Source organism: Corynebacterium sp. KPL2830, assembly GCF_040225635.1.
Taxonomy (GTDB): Bacteria; Actinomycetota; Actinomycetes; order Mycobacteriales; family Mycobacteriaceae; genus Corynebacterium.
In genome coordinates this window covers 1-7,578 of sequence record NZ_JBEHFR010000049.1, presented here as the reverse complement: position 1 = coordinate 7,578, position 7,578 = coordinate 1, and the positions used below count along the sequence as shown (strand labels likewise).

9 protein-coding genes and 2 pseudogenes are annotated in these 7,578 nt (G+C 60.1%); 4 read left to right on the top strand and 7 right to left on the bottom strand.

Annotated features, from left to right (window positions below; translation table 11 throughout):
• Nucleotides 1–68: 68 nt before the first annotated feature.
• A pseudogene (locus ABRP87_RS10980) lies at nucleotides 69–206 on the bottom strand (IS256 family transposase); the annotation flags it as partial.
• A 114-nt stretch (nucleotides 207–320) separates the two neighbouring features.
• On the opposite strand from ABRP87_RS10980, the gene ABRP87_RS10975 reads away from it, so the two are divergent.
• The gene (locus ABRP87_RS10975) at nucleotides 321–896 is read left to right on the top strand and encodes a hypothetical protein (RefSeq protein WP_349868802.1); all 576 of its coding nucleotides are present in this window, start codon (nucleotides 321–323) and stop codon (nucleotides 894–896) included.
• A 28-nt stretch (nucleotides 897–924) separates the two neighbouring features.
• Nucleotides 925–1,206: a hypothetical protein gene (locus ABRP87_RS10970; protein WP_023022733.1), complete on the top strand. Its 282-nt coding sequence runs from the start codon at nucleotides 925–927 to the stop codon at nucleotides 1,204–1,206.
• A 127-nt stretch (nucleotides 1,207–1,333) separates the two neighbouring features.
• Here ABRP87_RS10970 and ABRP87_RS10965 read toward each other — a convergent pair whose 3' ends face one another.
• The 4 genes from ABRP87_RS10965 to ABRP87_RS10950 form a co-directional block, all read right to left on the bottom strand.
• Nucleotides 1,334–1,621, bottom strand: coding sequence for a hypothetical protein (locus ABRP87_RS10965; protein WP_156904618.1), 288 nt, complete (start codon nucleotides 1,619–1,621; stop codon nucleotides 1,334–1,336).
• Between the two features lie 35 nt (nucleotides 1,622–1,656).
• Nucleotides 1,657–2,091: a hypothetical protein gene (locus ABRP87_RS10960; protein WP_349852783.1), complete on the bottom strand. Its 435-nt coding sequence runs from the start codon at nucleotides 2,089–2,091 to the stop codon at nucleotides 1,657–1,659.
• A 1,064-nt stretch (nucleotides 2,092–3,155) separates the two neighbouring features.
• On the bottom strand, nucleotides 3,156–3,539 hold the full coding sequence (locus ABRP87_RS11285) for a hypothetical protein (protein ID WP_502879310.1): 384 nt from the start codon (nucleotides 3,537–3,539) through the stop codon (nucleotides 3,156–3,158).
• Nucleotides 3,540–3,663: 124 nt separating this feature from the next.
• The gene (locus tag ABRP87_RS10950; protein WP_023022726.1) at nucleotides 3,664–3,936 is read right to left on the bottom strand and encodes a hypothetical protein; all 273 of its coding nucleotides are present in this window, start codon (nucleotides 3,934–3,936) and stop codon (nucleotides 3,664–3,666) included.
• A 222-nt stretch (nucleotides 3,937–4,158) separates the two neighbouring features.
• Here ABRP87_RS10950 and ABRP87_RS10945 point away from each other — a divergent pair.
• Nucleotides 4,159–4,566, top strand: a pseudogene (locus ABRP87_RS10945) (solute carrier family 23 protein); the annotation flags it as partial.
• Nucleotides 4,567–4,692: 126 nt separating this feature from the next.
• Entirely contained in the window at nucleotides 4,693–5,703 is a 1,011-nt protein-coding gene (locus ABRP87_RS10940) for an HNH endonuclease signature motif containing protein (RefSeq protein ID WP_349868800.1), read from the top strand.
• Between the two features lie 164 nt (nucleotides 5,704–5,867).
• On the opposite strand, the gene ABRP87_RS10935 is transcribed toward ABRP87_RS10940, so the two are convergent.
• The gene (locus ABRP87_RS10935; RefSeq protein ID WP_023022720.1) at nucleotides 5,868–6,137 is read right to left on the bottom strand and encodes an HPr family phosphocarrier protein; all 270 of its coding nucleotides are present in this window, start codon (nucleotides 6,135–6,137) and stop codon (nucleotides 5,868–5,870) included.
• A 55-nt stretch (nucleotides 6,138–6,192) separates the two neighbouring features.
• The coding region (locus tag ABRP87_RS10930) for a PTS fructose transporter subunit IIC (protein ID WP_349868798.1) at nucleotides 6,193–7,578 on the bottom strand (1,386 nt) is incomplete at its 5' end.

The window sequence follows — 7,578 nt, the reverse complement described above, 5'->3', positions numbered from 1 at the left end:
GTCGTGCCACACTAGTCATTCTGGCTTATCTCCTTATGCAGGTTGGGAACCTACACACAAACCATTAGACACTCTCTGTCAGCTTGGGCTGAAAGTATCTGGTTAATGAAGTCTGTAAGCATCTGGCGCATCAAGTCTGGAAAGGCTTGGGTGAGCAATTCTTCCAGATACGCAGTGGGATCGATATGATGGGGGTTAGCGGCCATCGCGGTTATATTCCTTTCGAGGATAGGTTGAAGTTGATTCGAAAGGTACCCGTGATGGTCGCCTTATTGTGCACCGGCACGAGGCTTACCACGGGTTACAGATACACCACACTAGTGGACGCAACCTGTGCCTTTAGCGCCAAGCAACGCACGGCGCGCTCGACGACGCACCCGCTCGACGTGCTCAGCCTCATCGAAAAGTTCGCGCTGCGCGCTCGCACCCAGCGCGATGCCTGGGCCGTACGCTCCGAGTTATGTGAGTTCCGCGGAAGCGCCACTGCCTTGCGTAAGCGGGCGCGCGACCTCTTGCGGGAGCTACAGCCGCCCCGCACTCCCAAGAAAGGCGTGCGGATCACCGGCCGGCCGCGCGGCCCGTGGTCGTTGACCATCACCGGGGAATCCGCCGACGTCGCCGATATGCACTCTGCCCTCGATAACGAGCGCCCATTGGAATCGGTCAAGTCCATCTTCTTCGGCGGGAAGTCCGGAGCGCGCACTACCGCTACCACCCAGGTGATCATCACCTTGGACGAGCTCGACCGCATCGTCGATGGCGATGGCGAGGAAATAACCTTGCAGCTCACCAATGGCTCGCGAATCAGGGGCGCTGACTTCGTCACCCGGGTCCTAAGCTCCCACGGGTACATCACGCTGGTACACCCTGTAGAGGCCAAGGGCCAAGGTTGTTGATGGTGATCCGGTAGAGGTCTCGGGGGTCTTGCGCACGGCCCGGGCAGCCCAGGCTTCCATGATCTGCTGGACGGTGCGCTTGCGGGCTGGGGTCGATCCACTCCTCGCGGTGAAGCGCGCGCACTTGCTCCTGGAGCCAGGCTTTGGCCTGCTTCTCGGTGTCGAAGGTCTTGGAGTGCTCCCGGTCGATGTTGTTCCGGTAGCGGGCTACCCAGCGGGTGCGGCCTTTGGTGTAGGTGCTGTCGGCCTTCTTGCGGGGTTTGGTGACGCGGCGTTGGATAGCCGTGCTATGCTCCTTGGAGGTGTTTGATCCTCGTGGTGGGGGACAGGCCCGTTGTTTCCCCGGTGGTGCGCAGGCCATCGGGGATTTTCTCATTGGGATCCAAGCATAGCACGGAGGGCCACGGGTGATGTTCCCGTGTCCCACTGTGCTGGGTTTATCCTTTTGGTATGGGAGCGAAGGTTCCGTCTAGCACTATTTTTGCTGGACTCATTTTCGCTTCAACTGCTATGGATACGGCTTCGTCAAGATGTACAGCCATGAGAGAGATTGGATGGTTGTCATCCCTAGCGCATCTCTCAAAGTAGTCTATCCACTCTGAATCGATTAGTGCTATCGGAATGGAACTGACTACGTTCTTGGCGTGACCTCGGACTATATTGACCCTTAACCCATCGTCATCTTCCATAAGATGGAGCCGCTTGTGGTTAGCAAAGTATGCCACGAGTTGCTCCTTGATGGAGTTGGCCTGGGGTGACATCAGTTGCACCCGTCATCCGTCGGAAAAGTGGTGAGCACTTCATGCTTGTCGGTCAGGATCGTCCTTGTTCGCTTTGTCTTGACGACTTCTCCAGAGTCCTTGTTGACGAGATAGATCTCTGAGCTGACACACCATTTGCCACCATCTTGCGGGGCAGTTTGATCGGGATTAGTGATGTTCTTGGTGAGCGCCATGTCTGCGATGTCGCGCCAGTTACGTCCCTCGATGTCGGCGAGTGTTTGCCACTGCGGGCCGTGGCGGTTGACAATGTGGCGGAATCCGACGTTCTCAGTTCCGCATTTCAGGGTGATGTCGCCAGCGCCAAGCTGGTTTTCTGGCGGCCCGTAGGGGCCACCGTGCCATGTGCGGATCACCTTGCCAATGTCTTTTGCTCCGTCTTGTGGGCAAGCGCCCCAAACCGCAGGATCTGGCATGTCAACAGCCTGCGCGGGGATCGTAGTGAGTGGGCCGAATACCGCTGCGCTAAGGCTGACCGCAAGTAGTCTTTTGATTCTAATGTCCCCTCCTTAACTAGTGTGACTGGGATATCAATCATGGTAGGGTAGCGCCGCAGGTTTCACAACCGAGAAGAAGAGATTCCCCTCACGTCAGATATGTACGAAAGCGCCCCTGGCTTGCATGAGGTCAGGGGCAGGTAAGGAGTTTTGCAGGGGGCTACGGGGCGGCGTCGAACTTCGCTGCGCACTGTTTCGTCCATCCGGTGGTGCCGTCGGTGAATACCGTGGTGCCACGCTGGTAAAGGGTGTGGTCGGTGAGGCAGTGGGAGGTGGTCTGCCCGGTGTCCTGTACGGGCGGGGCAGGCGGTGCCGTGGCGTCATCGACCGGCTGGGCGGGTTGCGCGGGTAGCTTTGAGGTGTTGTCATCACCTTGAGCAGGGGCCGGAGCCCCCGGAAGATCCAGTACCCAAGCCTTCGTCGCACCTCGGGGTGAGATGGTGAGATTTTCCGCGTTCGCAGGTACCGCGTAGACGTTCTGCGTGCGCTGTTTTCACCCACGCGGGTGAGGCTATCCCCTGTGGGGACAAAGATTCGCAATCGAATGCGATGCCCAGCGGCTCCGAATATCCGTCCTTCGTGAGCACTTTCGCGTCGCCGGTGGTGAAGGAGAAGTTATCCGACCAGGAGTACTCATTGACGGCGATCTCCGCGTCAAAGGTGAGATAGGTCTGCTCCTCGGTGGGGCGTCTACGTAGCTGGCGACTCGGGGACACTGGTCATGTAGAGCCACGTTGCTGATAGTGACGTCAATGTCGCAGGTCCGATCACCATCGCAGGTGATGGTGAAAGGCTCTCCTTCATTGATGGTGTCCAGTGTGGGGTCCGAGGACGCAGCCACCTCGGTGGAAGGAGCGGCTTCCGCAGTCGTGGTGATGTCCTCCTTGGCCTCATTAGCGCTGCTGCACGCGGACAGGAGCAGGGCAGCGGGGATCAAGACGCCCAGGGGCCGGATAGTGGTGCACTGCATGATGGGTTCCTTTCTAGGTGGGGCTACTCGCAGGCCACGCCGTCGCCGTCTTTGTCGAGATCGCGGCTGTTACCGGAGCTGTCTGTGTAGAGCGGAGCAGCACCGGCAGCACGCACGGCTGCGCAGTTCTTGTAGTAGGTGGATGCTGCAGGGGCGGGGCGACAGGAGCTTCATAGGCGGGAGCAGGATCCGCCACAGGGGCCGGAGCGTTAGCCTCCTCCACGTCCCCCGCAGCTGTGTCGTTGCTCTCCTCGACAGCGGTTTCCACCGGCTCCTCAACCTGCTCTGGCTCCTCCTCCTGGGTGACCACCTCGGTCAGGGTGACCTCTGCGGTCACAGCCCCCTCTGAGGTCACCTCCACAACGCAGGTCTGCATCGCCGTAGGAGTCTCCACCACAGGCTCCTTCTCGGGTACGTCGCTCTCTGTCGCCGGGACAATCGCAGACCCCACAACCAGCCCCACGATGGACCCGATGGCAATGACAGGCCACCGCCGGTTGACCTTCTCAGCGGCGGACGGCTTACCAAGCAGGTACGATCCGCTTCGGACAAGAACGTGTAATTCTCAACCCCCTTCGCGGCTTCCGCAGAGCGTCCCTGTCGTGCTTCTCACAGTACATCCACCAGCCGCCAGGCAAGATGATCGCGACCCCCATGATGACCGCACCGATGAAGGTTCCAACACCGCCCTTCCCGATGCTGAGGAGACCTCCGAGCACCAACAGCACCCCGAGGATGATGGAGGCCCAGGCCAGGACGGTTTTCCAGGTTGGCGGTTTATGCTGCTCAGCCATAATTCAACTCCCAGTATCTCGTGTCACAGGGGGTACGAAAGTATCCTAAGCCGCCCAGCTCGCAAGGCAGAACACAACGCGGGTAGCGGGGGGACACCCCCAGGATCCCGCAAAAATCCCGCAAGCCACGCCGGAACCCCTGGAATGGCCGGAATAACCTGAATGCTCGGACGGTTCTGACCTGCGGAACTGTGAAACCACTGGTAGTGGAATCGGGTTGCAACGTTTGCAGAGAATATCGGCGTTATGGCCGCCACGCGCGTCTATTCCACGGCCGCGTATTGGGTTGCCGCCCTGACCGCTATTTTGCTGGCGTTCGTCCCGAAGTTCGGTGCGCTGATTTTCACCATCCCCACCGGCGTGCTTGGCGGGGCCACCCTCGTGCTCTACGGTCTTATCGGCATGCTGGGCGTGCGCATCTGGATGGATAATGAGGTCAACTTCAATAACCCGGTGAACCTTACGGCGGCCGCGGTGGCCTTGATCGCGGGCATCGGCAACCTGACCCTGACCGTGGGTGGGGTGAGCCTGGAGGGCATCGCCTGGGGTTCTGTCGGCATCATCATTGCGTATCCGATCATGCGAAAGCTGTACGAAACTGTGGGCGAAGGCCACGACGCTAAATACTAAAATCTGTGGATAACTTTGTTGACCCCGCCGCGAAATAGCGCCGTGGCGGTAAGGTTCGCAGCGTAATCCACAGGCCTTCGTGCGTGCGGTCGCTGATGCACCGGGTTCTGCGCTGTACTAGGCGGCATGAACGCACTCGACCGTTACTTATCCGCGCTGGGCCAGGGGATGGACATCATCGCTGCCGCCCAGGGCTTAAGCGAGCGCGACTTGGTGCAGCGCGGCGCCAGCGACATCGCCGCGCGCGAGGTGGTGCATCTTTGCGATGTCTATTTTGGCCGCTGTGCCTTTAGCGCCAAGCAACGCACGGCGCGCTCGACGACGCACCCGCTCGACGTGCTCAGCCTCATCGAAAAGTTCGCGCTGCGCGCTCGCACCCAGCGCGATGCCTGGGCCGTACGCTCCGAGTTATGCCAGTTCCGCGGAAGCGCCACAGCATTGCGCAAGCGGGCGCGCGCCCTCTTGCGGGAGCTGCAACCGCCCCGCACTCCCAAGAAAGGCGTGCGGCTCACCCGCCGGCCGCGCGGACCGTGGTCGTTGACCATCACCGGGGAATCCGCCGACGTCGCCGATATGCACTCTGCCCTTGATAACGAGCGCCCACTGGAGTCCGTTAAATCCATCTTCTTCGGAGGGAAGTCTGGGGCGCGCACCACTGCAACCACGCAGGTGGTTATCACCTTGGACGAGCTCGACCGCATCGTCGATGGCGATGGTGAGGAAATAACCCTGCAGCTCACCAACGGCTCGCGAATCAGCGGCGCAGACCTCGTGAGCCGAGTCTTAAGCGATCACGGGTACATCACGCTAGTACATCCCGTTGAAGGGCCGGTTAATTTGTACCGTACCTCCAGGTTCGCCAACGCGAAGCAGCGATTGATGGCTGCCGCCGTAAACCCAGTGTGCCCCTGGGAAAAGTGTAACTATCCTGCGGATGAGTGTCAGATCCACCACCTAGAAAGCTGGCAGCACGGTGGCAATACCAATGCCGCAAATCTCGCCACGTGTTGCCCGTACCATAACGGCGTCAACGATGATGACCCGCAGGCGCCGCCGCGGAGGGGGCGATTGGCCCGAATACAAGGAAAGGTTCGCTGGCTTCCTCCGTGGGCCACGACCCCTAGCAGCCGGAACTGAATCGACAGGCCGCCGACCGCTGGCTGGAATCAAGCGCTGCACTAACTCGACAACGAGCCGGCCTACAGAGCAACGGGAAACTGCTTGTGGATCGCAAAAGCTCCCCGCCATCACGGCGAGGAGCGTACTAGTCGTGCTTAAGAGCTAGTAAGAAGCAGCAGCCTTTAGGAAGCGTCGAGATCCTGCTCGATGAGGCCGGCGATCTTCTCAACGGCTTCTTCGTTATCAGAGGTAACGGTGACCTCGTCGCCCTGCTCGGCACCGAGGGCCATGATCATCAGGGAAGAAGCGGCGTCGGTTTCGTTATCGTCATCTTCACCAACGAGGTTCAGGAAGATATCCTCGTCGAATTCGCCGGCAGCGTCAGCAATGATGGAGGCAGGACGTGCGTGCAGTCCTACGGAGGAGCCGACCTTTACAGTCTTGGAAGCCATGGAAATTATCCTTTCTGTGGTTAATTTATCGTGATCCAGTGTACGAGTGTTTGGTTTATGCCGCCACGTTCTGGGAACCGGTCTTTGACTCTGGAGCAGCCGTTTGAGCAGCTAGCTGGACGGTTTTATTGGGCCAGAATTGCTTCATGGCCAAGACCGCGACGGTGGACACCGCTACGCCGGCAAGGATTGCGACCAGGTAGGCCCAGAATGGATCGATGGCGAAGGCGACGAAGACACCACCGTGCGGGGCACGGGACTCGACCGACAGCGCCATGGAGATAGCACCCGTCACGGCACCACCGGCCATCATGGAAGGGATGACGCGGAACGGATCGGCCGCGGCGAAGGGGATGGCGCCTTCGGAGACGAAGGACAGGCCGAGTAGCCAGGCGGACTTACCGTTTTCCTGCTCAGCAGGGGTAAATAGCGATTTGCGGATGAAGGTTGCCAAGGACAGCGCGATGGGCGGGACCATGCCGGCGGCCATGACAGCGGCCATGATTTGCATGGAGGCTGCGTCGCCAGTGGACAATCCGGCGGTGGCAAAGAGGTAGGCGGCCTTGTTGACTGGGCCACCCAAGTCGACGCACATCATCAGGCCCAAGATGATGCCGAGCACTACGGCAGATGAGCCAGACATGGAAGACAGCCAATTTTGCAGGCCCTCCATCAGCGCGGCCAGTGGGGCGCCTAGTAGCAGGTACATCAACAGGCCAACGACCAGGGAGGTCAAAAGCGGAATGATGACCACCGGCATGAGGGAACCGAGCCAGCGCGGGACCTTCCAATTGCCAATCCACAGGGCGATAAAGCCGGCCAACAAACCGGTAACCAAGCCACCGATAAAGCCCGCGTCGAGCGTTACGGCGATTGCGCCGCCGACAAAGCCCGGCGCAATACCCGGGCGTCCGGCCAGGGCGTAGGCGATATAGCCAGAAAGTGCGGCAACGATAAAGCCCATCGCGGCCTGGCCGATGGCAAAGAGCACTGCGCCTATATAAAGCGAGTAGCCGGAATGTTCGAACGACATCGTCTCACCGTCGACGACGATGTCATTGCCCGGCAGGTTGGACAGGGAATAATCGGTAGAAAGCGCTTGCCAGCCATTGGCCATATCGGCGCCGCCGAAGAGGAATCCGAGGGCGAGCAGCAGGCCACCGGCGGCGACGAACGGCACCATGTAGGACACACCGGTCATAATCGCTTGTTGGATGCGCTTGCCCCAGCCCAGCGATTGGCCCTCTTCTTCGGCGGAGGAAGATGAGGCCGTGCCAGAGACCTTGCGGGCGTTCGGGTTCTTTGCAGCGGCGATGGCTTCATCGAGCATCTTACCGGGCTCGTTGATGGCGCGCTTGACGCCGGATTCGATGACTGGTTTGCCTGCGAAGCGCTCGCGGTCGCGCACGCCGACGTCCGTGGCGAAGATGACCGCGTCGGC